The following is a 20663-nucleotide window of genomic DNA, read 5'->3' as shown; positions in this document are numbered from 1 at the left end:
AAGTTACAAATTCTCAAAAAAGTCATTCCCTTTATCATCTGTAATGATAAAAGCAGGGAAATCTTTTACGGTAATTTTTCGAACGGCTTCCATTCCTAATTCTTCAAAATCAACGACTTCAACTTTCAGGATATTGTCCTGAGCCAGAATAGCGGCAGGGCCTCCGATAGAACCCAAATAGAATCCGCCATATTTTTTGCAGGCATCTGTAACTTGTTTGGTTCGGTTTCCTTTTGCGAGCATGATCATACTTCCGCCATGTTTTTGGAATTCATCCACATAAACGTCCATACGTCCTGCAGTTGTTGGTCCAAAACTTCCCGAAGCCATTCCTTCAGGAGTTTTTGCAGGTCCGGCGTAGTACACAGGGTGATTTTTAAAGTATTCCGGCATTGGTTTTCCGGCATCCAATAATTCTTTAATTTTTGCATGTGCAATATCACGGGCTACAATAACAGTTCCGTTTAATTTCAAACGGGTTTTGATTGGATATTGGGATAATTTTGCTAAAATATCTGCCATTGGCTGATCTAAATCAATTTCAACCGGAGCTTCCAGATGCGGTGCGGTTTCCGGTAAAAATTGTTTAGGATTTACTTCTAATTGTTCAACGAAGATTCCGTCTTTGGTGATTTTTCCTTTGATGTTTCGGTCAGCAGAACACGAAACCCCTAATCCAACCGGACAGGAAGCAGCGTGACGAGGCAAACGGATGACACGAACATCATGCGTAAAATATTTTCCGCCAAACTGAGCCCCGATTTCGCTCTCCTGACAGATTTTCTGAACACGTTCTTCCCATTCTAAATCACGGAATGCCTGACCTGACATGTTTCCTGTAGTAGGGAGATTGTCGAAATAACCTGCAGATGCTTTTTTAACTGTAGCCAGATTTGCTTCCGCAGAAGTTCCGCCAATGACCAAAGCCAAATGATAAGGAGGGCAGGCTGAAGTTCCTAAATCTTTGATTTTTGCACGAATGAAAGCATCCAGCGATTTATCGTTTAATAATGATTTTGTTTGTTGGTATAAATAGGTTTTGTTGGCAGATCCGCCTCCTTTTGCCATGAATAGAAATTCATATGAAGTTCCTTTTTTAGCATAAATATCAATTTGTGCCGGAAGATTCGAACCTGAATTCTTTTCTTCAAACATCGAAATTGGCACAATCTGCGAATATCTTAAATTGCGTTTTTGGTACGTATTGAAAATTCCTTTACTTAACCATTCAGCATCGTCAACACCGGTAAAGATGTTTTCACCTTTTTTGGCCATCACGATTGCAGTTCCGGTATCCTGACAGCTTGGTAATTGTCCTTCTGCAGCAACCGAAGCATTTTGAAGTAAATTGTAAGCCACAAAACGATCATTGTCGGTCGCTTCCGGATCATCCAGAATGTTTTTTAATTTTTGCAAATGTGTTGTTCTCAGCATAAACGAAACATCTGTCAAGGCTTCTTCGGCTAATAATTCTAATCCTTTTGGATCAACGGTTAAAACTTCACGTTCTCCAAATTGTTCTACTTTTACAAAATCTGAAGAAATTTTGCGGTATTGTGTCTCATCTTTTAAGATAGGATAAGGATCCTGGTATATAAAATCAATCATTTCTTAGGTTTTTGGCAAAGTTAAAAATTATTTACCTAAGAAAGAATTTGAATTATATACGTTTAGCAACTTTATTGTTGATTATGAAACTCATTGAAGGTCATCTTTTTTTCAAAATAAGGTTTGTCTTTTGCTGAAAGAAGTTTCTTTTTCCATTGCGTTCCTTTTAGTGAAAAAGAAATAGAATCAGAATAACTAACAATTCCGGAATCTTCATTATCATCATCACCGGGTTCAAATGAAACCGTTTTGCAATAAAAACTTTCAGGGTCGTTTCCTGATGCTTCGCTTACAAATTCTGTCCACGTTCCCCAACCGCTGTCTGACATTGACTGCCATTGATGAACAAGCTGTAAATCGTGATTTTTCAGATAGTACAAATAATTTTCATGTGTATATCCGCAGGCAGGATACCCAAAACCGATTTGTATAAAAGAAGAATTTTTTCCTGATAAATTTGTTAAACTGGATGAACCGCCCCATTCAGCACCTTTTTCGTAATTGGTAATTGTGATTCTGGAAGAGGCGATTTTGGTTTTATCCTTATAAAAATCAAGCCTGAATTTAGAGGTTAAAATACTGTCTTTATCTGCTTTCAGTTCTGTCAAATTTGCCAGAATATGAGTGAATTCGGCATTTTTTTCATTTGAAAGAAAAATGGTATCTGTTCGTAATGTTTTTTCTTCGGTTTCTCTTTTATCTGAAATGGAAGGAATTTCTGTTGTTTCAGAAGGATTTACATCTGAAATCAGATTTTTTTTCTGTTCTTTTTGACAGCTTGCTAAAAGGATAAAAATAAAAAGATATTTAATTTTCATATTTAAAATCGTCAAATTTTAAAAAAACCAAGTTGCCACAAAAATTGCCGTAATGACACAAATCAAATCCACCAAAAGCATTGTACCAAGAGCATAGCGTGTATTTTTGATATTTACCGATCCAAAGTAAACCGCGATTACATAAAACGTACTTTCGGCACTGCACTGGAAAATACTGCTCAATCTGGCAGTTAAAGAATCGGCGCCAAAAGTATTCATCGAATCAATTAAAAATCCACGTGATCCTGCAGAGCTGAAAGGGCGCAACATGGCTACAGGCAAGGCATTCGTGATTTCTTTGCTCACGCCCATATTCGAAAAGATAAATCCAATGGCATCACTGATAATTTCGAACAAACCGCTATTTCTGAATAACGAAATGGCAACTAACATCCCTAAAACGTAAGGAAAGATCGTAACTCCGGTTTTAACGCCGTTATTAGCTCCTATTACAAAAGTGTCAAAAACAGTCGTTTCGGCTTCTTTGAATTTTTTTTCATGGATAAATGAAAAGATCAGAGTGAAAGCGATTATTGCAATTAATATTAATCCAGAAAGGTTAGAAGTGAAATAGTTTTTCCCGATTAAATCCAAATGGTTCACATACATCAATAATCCAATAATAGCCGCAATTAAAGTCATCAAGCCAATAAGCAGCGAAGCACTTTTAAAATTGATTTTTTGTTTCACACCTACAATAAGGAAAGCAGCGATTGTTCCGATAAATGATGTAATAATACAAGGCAGCATTACATCAGCAGGATTGCTGGCGTTGGCTGCAGCACGATACCCAATTATCGAAGTCGCAATCAAAGTTAAACCCGAAGCGTGAAGGCACATAAACATAATTTGTGCATCACTCGCTTTATCTTTTTCGGGGTTTATTTCCTGTAAACTTTCCATGGCCTTGAGGCCGAATGGTGTTGCTGCGGAATCTAGTCCTAAGAAATTTGCAGCAAAGTTTAAGGTCATATACGATATCGAAGGGTGATTTTTAGGAATACTCGGAAATACTTTTACAAATACCGGACTCAGCACCTTAGCTAAATTTCCTGAAGCTCCTGAAACGATTAGGAGTTCCATTAATCCGCAGAAGAAAGCCAGATAAGCAATCAATGGAAGAATTAAGTCAAGCAATGTGCTTTTACAGGTTGGTAATAAACCATCTGATTTTTGAAGACCGCTGTAGATTTTTACAGTTTTGTTTTTGTAAACATAAGTCGTGTCGGCATTTAGCGTATCACGATTTACAATCATGGTATGGTCCGGAGCAGTTTTAATACTGTCTTTGATGAAAGCAGGAAGTTGTTCAATGTATTTTTCAGAAACCAAAATGGGATCATCTTTCTTTCCATTCAAAACAGAATCAATCGTATAAGTATTCGCAGTAAATAAACTCACCACAATAAAGACAATTGAAGAAATAAAAATCGTCAACCAAAATCTGCTTAATACCATAAATTATATTTTTTTGTAAATGTAATTATTTTAAAAGAAAATAATAAACCGCAGATTAGTAGATTTTAAATTAAATAATCTGACAATCTGCGGTAAATGTTTTCTATTCGTTAATATGGATTATACTTTTAATTTTTTCCATAAATAAGAATAATATAAAGCATAAAATTTAGCTCTTTGCTCGTTGGTTGAAGAGCCGCCATGTCCGCCTTCAGTATTTTCGTAATAGTAAATTTTATTACCCATATCAATCATTTTAGCAGCCATTTTTCTCGCATGACCAGGATGAACACGATCATCTCTGGTAGAAGTCATAAAAAATACTTCGGGATATTTTGTGTCTTTATTTACGTTTTGATAAGGTGAATACTTTTTAATAAAATCCCAATCACTAGTGTCAGGGTCTCCATATTCACCCATCCAGCTTGCTCCGGCTAGTAATTTGTTATAACGTTTCATATCTAACAACGGAACCTGACATACAACTGCATTGTATAAATCAGGACGCTGGGTAAAGGCAACTCCCATAAGTAATCCACCATTACTGCCTCCCATAATGCCTAAATGTTTACTGGATGTAATTTTTTTTGCAATTAAATCTTCGGCAATTCCATGAAAATCATTGTAAATGTTTTGCCTTTTTTCTTTCAATCCTGCCTGATGCCATTTTGGTCCAAATTCTCCACCACCCCGAATGTTTGCTAATACAAAAACGCCTCCTTTGTCTAACCAGGCTTGACCGATAACGCCAGAATAAAAAGGTTGTTCTGAAACTTCAAATCCACCATAAGCGTTTAGTAGAGTTGGATTATTTCCGTCATATTTAATATTTTTTCCCGCAATCACAAAATATGGAATCATTTCACCATCTTTCGATTTCATTTTAAATTGTTCCACTTTATACTTGCTACCATCAAAATATGCAGAAAGGGATTTTACCTTTTGAACTGTATTGTTTTTTGCATTAGCACTAAATAAAGAAGTAGGAGTGAGGAAGTTTTGATAATTAAAATAGTAGTCATCACTAAATTCATCAGTTGCCACGATTTCGATTGTTCCATATTCAGGAGCATTGGTTTTGGCTCTTTTCCATGTACCATCTGTGTAAGAATAAGAATAAAGCTCACTTTTTACATTGTTTAAAATGTTCAGTAACAAAAAGTTTTTGGTACTTGAAATTTCCGAAATGCTACTGTAAGCATCCGGTTCATAAATAAGCTGCAAGTCTTTTTCTCCTTTTAATAATGAAGTAAAATTGAGGCTGATAGCAGAACCTTGCCTGAAGGTCTTACCATTAACTGTCCAGTCTGATTTTAAATTGATTATTGCCTGATTATTTAATATTGCGCTAAAATTAGCATCATCAGGAATATCCAGTTTTACCAATTTATCGTTAACCATTACAAAAGATTTTGAGGTGTAAAATGTTTCTCCTTTTCCAATAAAAAGATAACTCTTTTCACCATCCCGAATTAAGTATCCATTATCCGAAACATCGGCAACATCTCCTTCAAATATTGTTTTTGCTTCAGATAATTTGGTTCCTCTTTTCCATAATTTAACAACTCTTGGATAACCAGAAGAGGTCATGCTTCCTTCGCCAAAATCGGTTCCGACAATTAAAGTATTTGCATCAAAGTAACTGACACTATTTTTAGATTCTGGAAGTGAAAATCCATTTGGAATAAATTTCTTGGTAACTGCATCGAATTCTTTAACCTCAACAGCATCACCACCTCCATTAGAAAGGCTTACTAAGAAGCGGTCATACTTTGGATACAAACCTTGCGCACCCTTATAAACCCATTTAATATTATCTTGTTTGCTCAAAGCATCAATGTCTAAAAGCGTTTCCCATACAGGATTTTTAGTATAGTAGCTTTTCTTTGTTGTTCTGCGCCAAATCCCTCTAACATGCTCGCTATCTTGCCAAAAATTATAAATATAATCCCCAAAAACTCCTGGGTAAGCGATCTTATCTGTATCGTTTAAAACAGCAAGACTTTTAGTGTAGATATCCTGATATTCACTTTGATTAGTAAGAACGTCTAACGTGGCTTTGTTTTCTTTTTCAACAAAATCCAATGCTTTTTTTCCGTCAACTTCTTCCAGCCATAAATAAGGATCTTCCTGAGCGGTCATAGTGTAGATATTAGTAAAGAGGAATAAAAATGCAATTATTGATTTTTTCATTTAGTATTTATTTTTGTAAGTAGTTCGTTAGGATATAATATAATTAAAAGCTTTACTATTTTAATTCAAATATAACAAACCATTCTGAAAGAGTTAAATCTTAACAATTGTATTCATTATAAAAGAGCATTACAAAAGTAGTTTCGCAGTTAAAACAAGTAAGTTACTTCAATCATTATGAATTTTGTTCAATAAAAATTTTCGTTTCCAGATAATTTTCAAAAGATTTTAATCCTTCAAAAAGTAGTTGCTTTTTGCTCATTTCGGTTTGATTAAAAAAGTCGGTTTCAATTTTGACGTGATCTTTTTTGATGGTTCTTTTCCAGGTTCCGATTACTTTTCCGTTTTCTACAATTGTAGGTTTAAAAATGCCGTTTTTGGTAAAAGCTTTTGGTTGATGCTCTAATAAAATGGAAGATTCGCGGTTTTTATACGAGATTAAATACTCATCGAAGGCTGCGAGAAAATGTACGCTTTCGGGGAAATTATCTGGATTAGGGTGATCTTTTCCGAACCAAAATTGCTGATTATCAATAGTGATGCTGTTCAATTGCAATGAAATTGCATTAATAGTGGATTTGCAAATTGTTGCAGAAAAACCGGACCAGTGTGAAAAATCGGCGACTGTTGCCGGACCACGGCTTTTAAAATAACGTTTTGCAAGTTTAGCTAAAGCTTCTTCTTTGGTTAATTTGCTTTTTGGTTTAGGAGCCCTTTCTTCCAGTAAGGCATACGTCATTTTTTTGCCTTTCATTTTGCCATTGCAGACTAAACCATCTAATTCTGCATACATCATGATCAGAACAGGACTTAATTTATAATCGCCTGAAAACTTTTTGACATTCAATTCATTTATGATTTCTTCCCGGGTTAAATGATTGTTTCCGGCCAGTATTTTTTCTATTTCTGAGTTGATCTTGCCAAATTCTTTTTCGTCACAGCCATATTTTTTCGTTTCGGCAAGAATAATGCGTTTGACCTGTGGTCCGGAAAGATCAAGCATCCAGTAAATATCTTCGGCAGCAACCAAATGCCAGGTTGGACGTAAAATATGGGTACGGATTATTTTTCCGGAATTAATGGCTTCATCGATTTCTTTTTCAGTAGCATCACATCGGGAACAAATCGCCCATTTAGCCATTGCATAATCCTGAGCCTGCATGGCACCAAGATGCCTGACAATTTCCTCTGGCGAACAAGCATTGGTTTTGTGCAATTTTTGGGAAGCAAGCCTAAGATTTGAAATTTCGTAGTGTGTCATTTGAAACGTTTTTTTTAACCATGTAAGTTATGTAAGTTCATTTAAATTTTGCGTTTCAAAACCTTAGTAACTCAAAATAAACTATACATGAATAATTTCTTCCTCAATCAATAAATCTTCACGCCGTAAACGAAGGAAAATCTGTGCGACAGCAATCGTATCTTTTTCACAATAGGTTACAATCCGGTCAATGTCTTTTTCTACATAATAGACATGTGCTACCTGACTTCCGTCGATATCGCCTTTTGGAGAAGGAACACCAAGAATTTTGGTTAGTAATTTTAAAGAAGTAAAGTGTTTGTAATCACCAAACTTCCATAATTCTAAAGTATCCAGATGCGGAATTTCCCATGGTTTTTTACCGAATAAATTCAGTTTGTCCGGAATTGCAATCTGGTTGATAATCATTCGGCGTGCGAGAAATGGTATATCAAATTCTTTAGCATTGTGTCCGCATAAAAGATGCTGTGGCTGATTGAAATGATTGTTCAGCAGATTATTAAAGTCTTTCAGGATTTTTTTTTCTTCTCCAAAAAAAGAAGTTACCCTGAAATTCCGAATATCTCCTTTGATTGTAAAATATCCAACCGAAATACAAATAATCTTTCCAAACTCTGCCCAGATTCCGGCACGATCGTAAAATTCTTCAGGGGTAAATTCTTCTTTTCGTTGGTATTGCGTTTTTAAATCCCAAAGGGACTGCATTTCCGGATCGAGCGAATTGAAGTTTTCTTCTTCAGGAACAGTTTCTATATCAAGAAATAAAATGTTGTTGAGGTTTATTTTTTCAATCATAATGTTTTTTGCCGCGAATTTCACGAATTTACGCTAATTCTTTTTTAAAATAAATGTACACTAATTTGATTATAATATAAGAATTGTAATACAATAAATTATCGGTGAATTTTAATTTAGGATTTTTTTAATTCGTGCAAATTAGTGAAATTCGTGGCAAACTAAAACAAACTTTGCTGTGCAGTCGGGCTTTCATGTTCCAAAAGCCATTTTTTGCGCCATATTTCTCCGGCGTAACCCGTAAGGGAGCCGTTAGTGCCAATAACCCGATGACATGGAACGACAATCCAAAGCGGATTTTTGCCATTTGCAGATGCTACAGCCCGAATCGCTTTTATATCTCCGAGTTTTTTAGTCTGATCCATGTAGCTTACTGTTTTTCCGTATGGAATCTCGAGTAAAGCTTTCCAGACTTTCTGTTGAAATTCGGTTCCTTTTGGGTTTAGTTTTAAATTGAAATCAGTTCTTTTTCCTTTGAAATATTCGTCTAACTGTGAAACAGCATCTTTTAAAACTTCGGGAATTGTCTCTGAGATTTCATTTGTACCAACATCAGAAACAGAAATTACTGAAATACCATTTGTATCACCAATAATTTTGGTGATACCGAGAGGCGAATTGATATAAACTGTTTCCATGAATTTAGTTTAAACACAAAGTTCGTAAATGTTTTTTTAACCATATAAGTTATATAAGTTCAGTTAAGCTTTATGCAAATTTGCTTTATATGAACTTATATAACTTATACGGTTCAATAATTTTCCAGTTTAAATTGATAATCCAAAACGGTTTCAATTTTCTTGCTTGAAATAACCTTTCTACTATTCGATTTTTCAGCGCTGAAATTTGGCAAAATTAGGTTTTGTTCTTTTGCTTTTTCTGTGTAATAATCCTTTCTGGTTGGATGAAAAGGTGCTGATGCATTAAAGACTTCATTCCATTTTGATTGGTTTATAATTTCTTCGATGATGTTGATGCAATCGTTTTGATGAATCAGGTTTACGGGAGCATCTGCATTTGCTAAGTTTTCTTTTCCTGATAACGAAGTAACAGGATGACGATCTTTACCAATTAATCCGCCAAAACGCAGAATAGTGGTTTTAAAATTTTGATTTTTCTGCAGCATTTCCTCTGCCAAAAGCAATTGTTTGCCACTTTCAGTTTCGGGATTTGGAGTTGTTTCTTCTGTTATCAAATCATTTTCATCTCCATAAACCGAAGTTGAACTTATAAAAAGCACTTTTTTGACTGATGATTTCTCTACAAACGGAATCAGGTTTTTGATTTTTTCGACAAAAACTTTCTTTTCAGAATCCGGATTGACCGCTCTCAGTTTTGGTGGAATATCAATAATCAGGACTTCGCTTTCCGCTAAAAAAGCATTGATGTTTTCAGAAACACTTTCGCTTTCAAGCGTAACTAAAAACGGATTTATTCCCGCATCCTTTAAAATCGGAAGTTTGTTTTCTGAAGTTGTGGATCCGTTTACTGAATTTCCTTTTTCGATTAGTCTTTTTGCCAGAGGAAGTCCGAGCCATCCACAGCCTAATATGCTTATTTTTGTCATTTTTTGAGATTTAATTAATAATCTCGCAAAGTGGCAAAGATTGTGAAAAAACTTTGCGTCTTTGCGAAATTAAATTTTTCACAAAGTTAAAGTAAATCTCACTTTATCTTTTCCTTTTGCGCCCATTCGATTGTAAAATTTAATGGCTCTTGTGTTGAATTCCGGTGTTTGCCACTGAATATTTACACATTTATTTTTGATTGCGATTTCTTTTAATTGTTCGATTAAAATTTCGCCAATTCCGAAACTTCGGACTTCTTCTTCGAGAAACAGGCAATCCATGTACAGAAATGTCGAAGCATCCCAGGTTGAAAAATCAAAAGTATAGGATACATAACCAACGATTGTTTGTTTTGCAGCAACAACTAAGCAAAACAATTTAGGATTTTCATTAAAAAGTTCTTTTTTCAAGCCTTCTTCTTTTCCTTCAGGATCATAATCGGCTTTCTCGAATTCTGCATGTTTTTGACAGAGAACAACTAATTTTGGCAGATCGTTTATTTCACAGTTTCTTATTGAATATTCCATTGGAGGTTGATTTCGGTTTGTAGAAAGCTGATAAAATGATTGAAATAGTCCGGATAATGTTCATTCGCTCTTGTGGCGATAAAGTGTTTTCTCTTTAAGCCATTTTTCCCAACTTTAATTGCTTTGATCGGACTGGATTTCAAGTGAGGCTGAACGGCCCATTTTGCCATTGACATCACCCCCATATCGGCTTTTACCATTTCCAAAGACGCTTCTGTTAAAGGCATTGGGGTTATTTTCTTCGGAGTCACTTTGGCTGGAGCCAAAAGAAACTGATGAATGGTAACGGTTTCCATCGGCAGCGAATGAATAATCAGATGTTCATTGATGAAATCTTCTGCAACAACGTACTTTTTATCTGCCCAGGTATGATTTTCAGAAACGACCATCATCACTTCATCCTGAAAAAGTTCGGTGTATTTTATATTGCTGTCTTTAATCGGATCACTTATAATGGCGATATCAATGGTGTTGTCCAAAAGTTTCTGCAACGGAATATGAGTTGCTTCAATCACTATTTTCAGCTCCACATTCGGATACAAAAGATGAAACTGCTTCAAAACCGATGGAAGCCAGTGATAACTTGAAAAGCACTCTGTACTGATCCTGATTTCGCCATGTTCACCATAAACCATCTGTTTGATTTGGTTTTCGGTTTCTGTGAGTTTGTTCAGGATTTCGTTGGCGAGATCGTAGATTTTTTCGCCGGCTTTGGTCAAAACCAGTTTTTTATTGGTTCGAAGAAAAATGGCAGTTCCCAATTGATATTCTGCTTCCTTCAGCTGATGACTCAATGCCGATTGTGTCAAATGAAGTTTGTCGATAGCTTTGGTAATGCTTCCTTCTTCAACAATTGCTTTTATCAGTTTTAAGTGGCGTATTTCCATTTCCCATTGATTTATAAACAAAGAAACAAAATTTTAGATTGGATTTTGTATGAAAAAAAGTAATGTTCTGCATGAATTCTTTTCGTTTTTATAAGAATGTAAACCATTCTAATTTTGAAAAACAAAAACTTTAATATACTAAAATAATGGAAGCACAAATTAAGCATTACGAAAATAAGCTGGCCTTTGAAATGGATCCCTCAGATTTATTTGAAGCCCTGAACAATGGTGAGAAAATAGTTGTAATCGATGCCCGAAGAACTTTTGGATATGAGAAAGAACATATTCCGAACGCAATTAATATTCCTCATCGGGATATGAATTTAGAAACCACACAGCATTTGGATAAAGATGTTTTATACGTGACCTATTGCGACGGAATTGGCTGCAATGCTTCGACAAAAGGAGCTTTAAATATGGTGAGACTCGGGTTTAAAGTGAAAGAATTAATTGGCGGACTGGAGTGGTGGAAGCTCGACGGATATGCAACTGAAGGCTCAGAAGGAGTGAAAGGCGGACTTAAGATTGAATGTGCCTGTTAAATATAAAAAGGCAGACTGTTTTTGATAAGTCTGCCTTTTCTTTTTAGAAATCACTATTGATTGATGACTTCTTTCTTAATTTTCATTACAGGTGTCAGACTATCTATTTTAACGGTTGTACTGTCAGTTACAGGAGCAGTTTCTATAGGTTTTACCGGCGGTGAATATCGTTTTATTTTCTGCTGAACCAAAATAGCATCATTCAGAACAAAAGGTGTTGGCATCATCCAGTTGCTTCTTGGTTTGATATTGAACAACGGATTGGTCATTAAATCGAAAGAGCTTTCAATCATATCCATATCAAAAACAGATGATTTATTGATGATGAATTCCATTACAAGAGGTTCGTTTCCTACGACATAGTAGCATAAAATTTTGCTGTCCTTTCTCTCCAAAAGATTTCCTTTTTGTCCGGAAGCCGAAACGCCATTGGCTTTAAAATTATAAAAAGACATTTTTGGATTGGCATAAATATCGTAACGGTTGACTTTACGGTTTGGTGTAATTTTTATTTTAAGATATCTTTTGCTTCCTATTAAACTGTCTCTTACAAAGGAAATAGTTGGCTTTGGAACTTCTATTTTAGGAGCAACAGCACTGTAAGTAAAAGGGGTGTTGTATTTACTGGCTATTGGAAGACCGTTCAAACCAACTGCTTTTTGATTCATATTCCCAAGATATGATTTAGTCCAGTCGTCGAGGTTAGTATCATAAGTAGTCCATACCGCAGAATTTGTGTCGGCATTATAAACGTATAATAAACTGTTTGATTTTGCTTTTCCAGGTTCATAATCTGAATTTACACCCGCATATACAAAAAAGCTGATCGACAGGATAAAGAAAAGCATGGTCCAGATTCCCTTTCTTACAAAAGATCCAAATACAGGAAGCAGCAATCCGAAAAGTAAAACAGTTAGTACGGCACTTCCGTAAAGGATTTTTAAACCTAAACCAATTGGAAACATCACAATAAACGGTGCTACGATTGCCAGAGCCGGAATACTGAATAATAAATTCAACCCAACGCTGTAATGATGCGTGAAGACAAAAATTCCCAATAAAAGAACTCCAAAATACACCGGGATAATCAGGAAGCCTGCTCCCGTTAATTGATTGGCTAAAACAATATTGATGATAATCCATAACAATAACGGAGCTACGAAATGATTCATCGTAATTTTTTCTTCAGAAAAATGATGGTAAAAAGCAAAACAAATCGCAATGCTAAGTGTTACGAATGCTCCAATGTACGCGTGCCCATTGTAGGTAAAGCCGTTTAGTAAATCAGAATACTGCGGATAAATCTGCAGAATGATTTTCCATCCCAAAAAGGTTACCAAACCTGCAATTATTATGGAGCCTAACAAAGGAACAAATCCTTTAAAAATTTCCCTGAAAGAAATGAGATGTTTTACTTTTCCAACGAAAATAAAAAAAACAAGCAGTCCTAAAGCAATAACGCTCATTGGGAAAACCCATGAAAAAGGATAATTTATAAAGAATCCGAACGGAACATTAAAATAGACATTGTCTTCTGTGGAGTGAGTAGAGTTTAAATCAATATTAGAAAAGTATTTTAAAAGCGGCATCAAATATGATCCCTGATGTGTTAATGTAGTTTTGTTTAAATGCTGAATATCGTCTTGCTGCGTGTGGTAATTGTAATGGCCATCGATGAAAGCAAAATTGAAACCCTGAATGTTTCCCTGTTCCCTAAAAACGGTTAAATCGGTGTCATTTGGAAGCATTTTGTATATGCTGTACATCAGGGAGTTTGAAACAGGATATTTTGTTTTGGCATTCGAAAATTCTTTTACAAGTCCTTCGTTTCCTTTGTTGGTTTCCATCAGCATGTAGCTTGGGCCAGAAGAGCCTCTTGCTTCAAAATTTAAGACAAGTCCAACATCTTTTGCCCATGGGTGTTTATTGACAAATAGGGAGGCGCCATTTAAACCTAATTCTTCAGCATCAGAAAAAAGGATTATGATGTCGTTTTTATGTTTTTCGTTGGCATATAAAAAGGCTCGAACACCTTCAAGTATTGTGGCAACTCCCGAGGCATCATCACTTGCTCCTTTAGAAAAAGAATGCGGTGCGCTGTCATAATGCGAAAGCAACAATAGGGCTTTTGAACTATCAGTTCCTTTTATACGGGCCAGAATATTTTTAGATTTTACCAAAAGACCTTTGTCATTCAGGGTAAAACCTTCCTGAACCGAGGTTTCGAGACCAATTCTGTTTAGTTCGAGTTTAAGGTAATTGGCAACTAGTTCATGATTGGTTGAGCCAACAAAATGGGGCTTTTGGGCTATAATCTGAACCTGATTTAGTGCTCGTTCAGTTGAGAATTCAGCAAGCGCTTCTTCATCTTTAGAGATATACTGCGGCATCATTGAGGCATAAATGATGGCCAGAATTCCTAAGACTCCTAAGAAAGCCAGAATTGAAGTAGGATTTTTTTTCATATTGTGGTATTAAATTTCTTTTTTTACGAGCATAAAATAATCATTGTCCAAAGACCGATATCCCTGATCGTATAGAAAATAGTAGGTGTTACCTGTTTTGGTCTGCAAGATATTGGTAAAGAAATCAAAATCAAAACCTTTATTGAGCATTTTTTCCCTGGTTGTCTTAGATTTTCCTTCTGTGTTTAATTCAGACAAAATTCGGTAATTTTTACGCAGCTTGTTGTTTACATTCCGCATAAAATTTGTGCTGTCCTTGTTTATTTTATTATTGTAGGCATTACGGCAGCTGTCTGAGCAGAATTTTTTGTCTTCCCGGCCTACAATTTTCTCAGCGCATTCGAGGCATGTTTTCATTATTTAGTTTTTAAGTTGAAAATAGGGCAACTTGATTTGTTTTATTTTGAGCGAATTAATGTTTTGTATCTGTTGTCATGGATTCCTGCTTTCGCCTATATCTCTTCACTCCGTTACGAGGATACCGACTCTATCAGGGCTAATTATTGGGGTATGGTTTTTTATTTAATAACAAATAACCCGTACGTTTGTCATTCCGTAGGAATCTCAACATTGCTAAATCTTTTCGCATAGAGATTCCTACGGAATGACAAGTTTCCGTGTATATTTAAGCGTATTTTTTCAAGGATTCAGTTTCTTTATTTCATATAAATCTGTCCTCCTGTCTTTCAGTATATGTACACTTCCATGCTCATGCAATTCTTTTAGTAAATTCAAATCCACATCTACAATCAATGTCATTTCTGTGTTTGGAGTGGCTTCGGCTTTGATGCCGTTGCTCGGAAAAGCAAAATCAGAGGGTGTAAATACTGCCGCCTGCGCATATTGAATATCCATATTATTTACTTTCGGAAGATTCCCAACACAGCCTGCAATGGCCACATAACATTCATTTTCTATCGCACGTGCCTGCGAACAATGTTTGACACGGGTGTAACCATTTTGTGTATCGGTCAAAAAAGGAACAAAAAGAATATTCATGCCTTCATCTGCGAGTAATCTTGGAAGTTCCGGGAATTCAACATCGTAACAAATCAGGATTCCTATTTTTCCGCAATCGGTATCAAAAGTTTTAAATTGGGATCCTCCTTTCATGCCCCAATGTACGACTTCGTTTGGAGTAATGTGAATTTTGGTATACATTTCAGAAATCCCATCCCTTTTGCACAAAAAACCAACATTATATAAATTACCATTTTCTAAGTAAGGCATACTACCGGTAATGATATTGATGTTGTATGAAATAGCCAATTCCTGAAAACGCTTTCTGATCGGGTCAGAATAGCGGGCAAGTTCCCGAATGGCTTCTGCTTCTGATAAATGATTGTAATCGGCCATCAGAGGCGCAATAAAAAGTTCCGGAAAAAGCGCAAAATCGCTCCCATATCCAGAAACGACATCAATAAAAAATTCAGACTGTTCGAAAAATTCTTCCAGATTATTCAGTTGACGCATTTGCCATTGTACAAGACCCAGACGAATTACACTTTTTTCGAGATTGATCAGCTTTGGACTTTCATCATAATAGACATTGTTCCATTCTAAAAGCACCGCAAATTCTTTGGATTCTTCGTCTCCTTCCAGATAATTTTTGATAATCCGCAAAACGTGAAAATCATTACTCAACTGAAATGAAAGCACTGGATCGTGTAATTCTTTGTGTTTTACTTTGTCGATGTAATTTTTTGGTGTCATTTTTTTAGAATGCTGCGCATAATTCGGAATCCTTCCGGCAAAAACAATAGCTTTCAGATTCAGCTGTTCGCACAATTCTTTTCTTGCATCGTACAAACGTCTGCCCAATCGTAATCCTCGGAAATTAGGATGAATAAAAACATCAATTCCATATAAAATTTCCCCATCCGGATTATGGGTAGAAAAGGTGTAATCTCCAACAATCTGCCTGTAATTGTGCCTTTTGTCTACTAATTTTTCATCAACAATAAGGGATAATGCAGAGCCAACCACTTTGCCATCTACCAAAATTACCAGTTGACCTTCTGGAAATATAGAAAGCAATCTTTCAATATCATTTGCTCTCCAATACGAATTGGCCATATCCGGATAAGATTCGACCATAGAGTTTTTGAGTTCTTTATAATCTTCAAATTTTAAATTTCGTAATTCTACTTTGTTGATTTTTGTCTGCATTTTTTGTGATTTTGTTTGAACGCTAGTGTCGCGATAAAGTGAATTGAGTTGTCTTCTCAAGATAAGATTTTATTCGTGAAAGAACAACTTTCAGCTATAGAAACCCAGTTATTTTTAGAAATAAAATGTACTTAAAAAACTCAAACTATTTTTTTCTTTTGCATAAAAATATATTCCAATTATCAGCTTACTATTTTCGGGAACTTTATCTTTTATTCCGTTATCATTACTCGTCCAACTGCTTTTTTTAATAATTTCAATTAATTTTTGATCCATTTGATTTCCAAAACCACTAATTTCCGAAACATCTTTAATTGTCAAATTTGTATCGAAAGTAATTTCATAAATTCCATATTCTTTATTAGTTTCAATACCTCTAAATTGCTTTAAATCGGTGCCAATATCTTTATTTTCGCTATAATTTTTTTCACGGTAATTTATCTTATCGGTAAAAATTATTTTTTTTGACTTAAAAGTTTTTAATATTTCTAATTCTCTTTTTTGATTTTTAAGATTGGTTTTATTGAGATACAATAATCCTGAACACATTCCTATTATATATTTTCCATCCTTATTTTTTCGGGCATAAACAATTAATTCAGTATTTTCGGGAATAAATATAGAACAGGAACTTCCCATATCTCCATCGCTTCTCCCTGCAACATAAATTGCTTTTAAATTTTCGCCTTTAAAAAGCTCCGTAATTATAAATTCTGTTTTATAAAGTTCTTCCGAATCTTCATTCTCATAATTCTTTGTGATTTTAATTTTAGCAACAAAATCAGATTCTATATATTTTTCTGTTATTGGATTGTCATCACAAACACAGGCAAGTAGTGAACTGGAAAATAATAATAAAATAATTTGAATTATATTTTTCATGAATTTGGGTTAACAATTTTGTTGAAGTTTTAACACTTAGAGAATCTATAATAAATTGATTACTATTTTTCGATTTGCTTAATCATCCCTAATACAAAAGCTACTCGATAATTAGTCTAAATCTGTTATTGAAATTGTTTTGCGAGGTTTTATTGAATTCTTAATTCATAAATTCCTTTATCTTGAGCTGTTGAAAATAATTCATCTAAAAACATACTTTTTGTCTTTAATAGCAAAGTGTCATTTTTTAAAATTTCTATTTCTTCTATTCCTTCAAAAATTGGCTTTTTACGAATATTTCCACTTCTTATTTCATATTGTTCATTAGGCTCTAGTTTTACAATTTCAATTCTTGGGTCAGAATTATATTTTATTCTTATTGTTAAATTTTTATTGGAATCATTTATAATTGCTGCCTATTGAAAACGTTCACAAGATGTTAAAAGTAAAAGTATTAATATGGAAGATAAAATTATTGTTGGTGTAGGAATTTTGGTCACTTCTTCTTCTTGTTATTTATTTTAAATTGTTTTTCAGAATATTACGAACAACGTTTGGCTAGTAGGCGATGGTCGGGGTTAAGTAAGCGTAATATTTCGGTTAATCACTATTTTACAAATACAAAACTATCATTAAATTCAGCCTAATTTCCGACTATTGCTTACTAGCGGTTAGTGGCTGGGCATTAATTGGTAAATACTTTAATTAATGATTTTCTATATTCTTCGTCTTTTTCGTGTAATCCAATAATCTTTTTGTCAGTGCTAATATTAAAGAAAATTTCGCAATAATTTTCAGCACTATCTTCTTCAAAAAAAAGTTTAAAACGATATTCTCCATTTTTGTTTAAATCAACATTTTCTTTATTCAATGAAAAGAGAGTTGGAACTGAAATAGAATTTTTAAAGTTTTTATAATCTGGGAATCCATAAGTTTCTGAAATTGCTTTTAAAAACTCATCACTTTCATTTCCGATTGATTTTATTTGCAAAGCATTTTTAATAAAGCCGTTTTTATCAAGTCCATTTTCTGTTAAGCCTTTTGGTAACTTCGTATTAATTTCAAATTTTAATCCGACGGTTTTTCCTTTATAGAGCCCTTTTGCTATATAGATATTTTTGTCCTTTGTTTTTTCTTCACTTATAATTGATAAATCAATATCTTTAAAACTATCTTCATCATCATAAACTACAACTATATCTTTTAGGTTAGTTTCTTTATTTGATTGATTACAACTAAAAAGTGTTGAAAATATACCCATTAATACTATTGTTTTAATTTTCTTCATATTTGCTTATTCTACGGAGGTCTAGCCACTAACTCAAATATACTAATTAATTTCCATTTACAAACGGTTACAAACAGTTACAACCGAAAGTAAATAGTTCATAACCGACTAATTTTTGAGACTCGCCACATCTTTGCATCGTTGAATTTGACGAACGATTCAATTTATATAAACCTTTAAAAAATAGTATACGCCATGAAAAACAAAGTACAATTAATCGGTAACGTAGGTAATGACCCTGAAATCAAAACATTAGACAGCGGAAGAAAATTAGCGCATTTAAGTATTGCTACCAATGAGAAATACACTAATGATAAAGGTGAAAAAGTGGAGCAAACCGAATGGCATCGTGTTACTGCCTGGGGCAAAACGGCCGAAATTATCGAAAAATATGTAGTAAAAGGAAAAGAAGTCGCCGTTGAAGGAAAACTGACACACAGAAGCTATGACGATAAAAACGGAGAGAAACGTTACGTTACAGAAATTGTGGTAAACGAAATCTTACTGCTCAGCAAATAAGATTTCAATTGTTGGTTAAACCCGACAGGCTTTAAAAAACCTGTCGGGTTTTATTTTGAAACAAATTTTATAATATCGAAGCGCCATTTATATCAGTTGTCAGTACTTCGCTCATATAATCAAAAAAAGGTCTCATGTTTTTGAATGTGTCTAAAGCCTGTTCTAAGAAAAGCGCGTTCAAGACTTCTTCATCCGTGAAACGTTTGATTACCAAAAATTGTTTGAAACGGAGGAGGTCAATTGCCGGATGATCTACACCAAAGCCTGCTGGTTTTGTCTTGAGTTGCTCTCCTTGTAAAGTCCCAAAATTACTGATGAAAGATTTTGAATTTAAAATTTTCCGAAACGTTTCCGGATCCTGGGCAAATTCAGTTCTAATCCTCTTTAGATCTGCTGCATTCGGTCCCCAAAACCCACCCGCAAAAAAGCTGTTTCCTTTTTCAAGATGAAAATAATAACCGCCTCGTCTGACCGCAGTTGCCCGTGTATAGCTGCCTCCCCAAAAAGTTTTAAAAGGCGTTTTGTCTTTAGAAAAACGTATATCACGGTAAATTCGATACACACTTTTTTTACCAGATTTGGTTTCCAGGATATCCGTTTTAGAAAGTTCCTGTAACAAAGCATCTGCAAAAGCTTCAATATGGCTTAATTCGGTTAGATATTCCTGTTTATGTGCTTCAAACCAGGGTTTGTTATTGTTTTCTTTGAGCAGCTGTAAAAAATCAAGAGCAGATTGTGGAATTATGATTTGGTTTTTCATATAAATTTTAGTGTCTTTAAAATCAGAAAGGAACCGCAATTTAAACTAAAAAACCCACCAGATTTCTTTGGTGGGTTTTATATGTATTACTAAGCAGTCTTTTTTAATAAATCAAACATAGGACAGCGTGAGCAGCGTTTCTTTTCACTTTTTTTATATTTCTCACAGCAAGAAGATTTACAGTTTTCAATCTTCTTAAGTTTATCAAGGATATCTTTATTCTTTTTTTTCTTTTTATCCTTTTTTTTGTCCTTGTCTTTTTCTTTCTTGCTCAATTTTCCTCTGTATTAAAAACAGGACAAATATAAACAGAAAATATTATTCTTATGCATTCTAAATAAACTTTAACTTTTTTATTTTGGATTAATAGCAATTGAGCTTGTAACAGTTAACTGCTGAATATCACGATCAAACAAGTAAAGTCCGCCCTTATCTTCACCAATTAAGTTGATTTTGTCCAAAATAGATTTAGCTGTAGCTTCTTCTTCAATTTGTTCAGAAACATACCATTGTAAGAAATTGTGTGTAGCATAATCTTTCTCTTCAAAAGTGATGTGTACCAGTTCATTGATCGATTGTGAAACAAAAAGTTCGTGATTGTAAAGTTCCTCAAACATCTCTTTAAATGTGGAATAGGAAATTCTGGGTGCTTTTAGATCAGTAACCTGAGCGTGTCCGCCACGTTCGTTAACATATTTTACCAGTTTAAGCATGTGTGCACGTTCTTCATCAGACTGGGTATACATAAACTGGGCAATTCCTTCTAATCCGTGTACTTCGGCCCAGCAAGCCATCGAGAGGTAGGTTTGTGAAGATTCTGCTTCTATTCGGATTTGCTTATTTAAAGCCGTTTCAATATTTTTTGATAGCATAATACGTGTCTTTTTTGTAAAATTAATGAAAATAATTCAAAACCATTTTTT

Annotated in this window: 20 protein-coding genes; 2 read left to right on the top strand and 18 right to left on the bottom strand. The window is 34.5% G+C overall.

Features of this window, described 5'->3' with window-relative positions; translation table 11 throughout:
• Positions 1-3: 3 nt before the first annotated feature.
• The 10 genes from OZP09_RS12095 to OZP09_RS12050 all read right to left on the bottom strand — a co-directional run bounded on the left by OZP09_RS12095 (position 4) and on the right by OZP09_RS12050 (position 11115).
• Positions 4-1608: a fumarate hydratase gene (locus tag OZP09_RS12095; protein ID WP_269233953.1), complete on the bottom strand. Its 1605-nt coding sequence runs from the start codon at positions 1606-1608 to the stop codon at positions 4-6.
• Positions 1609-1679: 71 nt separating this feature from the next.
• Entirely contained in the window at positions 1680-2426 is a 747-nt protein-coding gene (locus OZP09_RS12090; protein WP_281309457.1) for a hypothetical protein, read from the bottom strand.
• Between the two features lie 18 nt (positions 2427-2444).
• Entirely contained in the window at positions 2445-3884 is a 1440-nt protein-coding gene (locus tag OZP09_RS12085) for a nucleoside recognition domain-containing protein (RefSeq protein WP_281309456.1), read from the bottom strand.
• 120 nt (positions 3885-4004) lie between these two features.
• Positions 4005-6077: a prolyl oligopeptidase family serine peptidase gene (locus OZP09_RS12080; RefSeq protein ID WP_281309455.1), complete on the bottom strand. Its 2073-nt coding sequence runs from the start codon at positions 6075-6077 to the stop codon at positions 4005-4007.
• 175 nt (positions 6078-6252) lie between these two features.
• Positions 6253-7338 (bottom strand): winged helix DNA-binding domain-containing protein, encoded by a 1086-nt coding sequence (locus OZP09_RS12075; protein ID WP_269233948.1) that lies wholly within the window; start codon positions 7336-7338, stop codon positions 6253-6255.
• An 81-nt stretch (positions 7339-7419) separates the two neighbouring features.
• Complete coding sequence (locus OZP09_RS12070; RefSeq protein WP_281309454.1) at positions 7420-8133, bottom strand: 3'-5' exonuclease; 714 nt, start codon at positions 8131-8133, stop codon at positions 7420-7422.
• A 161-nt stretch (positions 8134-8294) separates the two neighbouring features.
• Positions 8295-8771 (bottom strand): methylated-DNA--[protein]-cysteine S-methyltransferase, encoded by a 477-nt coding sequence (locus OZP09_RS12065; RefSeq protein ID WP_269233947.1) that lies wholly within the window; start codon positions 8769-8771, stop codon positions 8295-8297.
• Positions 8772-8884: 113 nt separating this feature from the next.
• On the bottom strand, positions 8885-9700 hold the full coding sequence (locus tag OZP09_RS12060; RefSeq protein WP_269233946.1) for an NAD-dependent epimerase/dehydratase family protein: 816 nt from the start codon (positions 9698-9700) through the stop codon (positions 8885-8887).
• Between the two features lie 78 nt (positions 9701-9778).
• Entirely contained in the window at positions 9779-10228 is a 450-nt protein-coding gene (locus OZP09_RS12055) for a GNAT family N-acetyltransferase (RefSeq protein WP_269233945.1), read from the bottom strand.
• Positions 10213-11115 carry a LysR family transcriptional regulator gene (locus OZP09_RS12050; RefSeq protein WP_269233944.1) on the bottom strand — a complete coding sequence of 301 codons (903 nt, stop codon included), beginning with the start codon at positions 11113-11115 and terminating at the stop codon, positions 10213-10215. The genes OZP09_RS12055 and OZP09_RS12050 overlap by 16 nt, the downstream gene beginning before the upstream one ends.
• 146 nt (positions 11116-11261) lie before the next feature.
• Here OZP09_RS12050 and OZP09_RS12045 point away from each other — a divergent pair, with 146 nt between their 5' ends.
• Positions 11262-11657 carry a rhodanese-like domain-containing protein gene (locus OZP09_RS12045; protein ID WP_269233943.1) on the top strand — a complete coding sequence of 132 codons (396 nt, stop codon included), beginning with the start codon at positions 11262-11264 and terminating at the stop codon, positions 11655-11657.
• 53 nt (positions 11658-11710) lie between these two features.
• On the opposite strand, the gene OZP09_RS12040 is transcribed toward OZP09_RS12045, so the two are convergent.
• The 5 genes from OZP09_RS12040 to OZP09_RS12020 all read right to left on the bottom strand — a co-directional run bounded on the left by OZP09_RS12040 (position 11711) and on the right by OZP09_RS12020 (position 18461).
• Positions 11711-14122 (bottom strand): M28 family peptidase, encoded by a 2412-nt coding sequence (locus tag OZP09_RS12040; protein ID WP_269233942.1) that lies wholly within the window; start codon positions 14120-14122, stop codon positions 11711-11713.
• Positions 14123-14131: 9 nt separating this feature from the next.
• On the bottom strand, positions 14132-14479 hold the full coding sequence (locus tag OZP09_RS12035; RefSeq protein WP_281309453.1) for a hypothetical protein: 348 nt from the start codon (positions 14477-14479) through the stop codon (positions 14132-14134).
• 282 nt (positions 14480-14761) lie between these two features.
• Complete coding sequence (locus tag OZP09_RS12030; protein ID WP_281309452.1) at positions 14762-16291, bottom strand: bifunctional GNAT family N-acetyltransferase/carbon-nitrogen hydrolase family protein; 1530 nt, start codon at positions 16289-16291, stop codon at positions 14762-14764.
• A gap of 114 nt (positions 16292-16405) precedes the next feature.
• Complete coding sequence (locus OZP09_RS12025) at positions 16406-17173, bottom strand: hypothetical protein (protein WP_281309451.1); 768 nt, start codon at positions 17171-17173, stop codon at positions 16406-16408.
• A 685-nt stretch (positions 17174-17858) separates the two neighbouring features.
• Positions 17859-18461, bottom strand: coding sequence for a hypothetical protein (locus OZP09_RS12020; protein ID WP_281309450.1), 603 nt, complete (start codon positions 18459-18461; stop codon positions 17859-17861).
• A 195-nt stretch (positions 18462-18656) separates the two neighbouring features.
• Between OZP09_RS12020 and OZP09_RS12015 the strand changes: the two genes are divergently transcribed.
• The gene (locus tag OZP09_RS12015) at positions 18657-18980 is read left to right on the top strand and encodes a single-stranded DNA-binding protein (protein WP_269233935.1); all 324 of its coding nucleotides are present in this window, start codon (positions 18657-18659) and stop codon (positions 18978-18980) included.
• Positions 18981-19047: 67 nt separating this feature from the next.
• On the opposite strand, the gene OZP09_RS12010 is transcribed toward OZP09_RS12015, so the two are convergent.
• The 3 genes from OZP09_RS12010 to OZP09_RS12000 all read right to left on the bottom strand — a co-directional run bounded on the left by OZP09_RS12010 (position 19048) and on the right by OZP09_RS12000 (position 20612).
• Positions 19048-19740, bottom strand: coding sequence for a DUF2461 domain-containing protein (locus OZP09_RS12010; protein WP_269233933.1), 693 nt, complete (start codon positions 19738-19740; stop codon positions 19048-19050).
• An 89-nt stretch (positions 19741-19829) separates the two neighbouring features.
• Positions 19830-20015 (bottom strand): hypothetical protein, encoded by a 186-nt coding sequence (locus OZP09_RS12005; RefSeq protein WP_281309449.1) that lies wholly within the window; start codon positions 20013-20015, stop codon positions 19830-19832.
• A gap of 78 nt (positions 20016-20093) precedes the next feature.
• A complete protein-coding gene (locus OZP09_RS12000; protein WP_269233932.1) occupies positions 20094-20612 on the bottom strand; it encodes a ferritin in 519 nt (172 codons plus the stop codon).
• Positions 20613-20663 lie beyond the last annotated feature (51 nt).

The organism is Flavobacterium flavigenum (assembly GCF_027111255.2).
GTDB classification, from domain to species: Bacteria; Bacteroidota; Bacteroidia; order Flavobacteriales; family Flavobacteriaceae; genus Flavobacterium; species Flavobacterium flavigenum.
The sequence above is the reverse complement of the archived record's forward strand: the minus strand, read 5'-3'. Positions and strand labels throughout refer to the sequence as shown.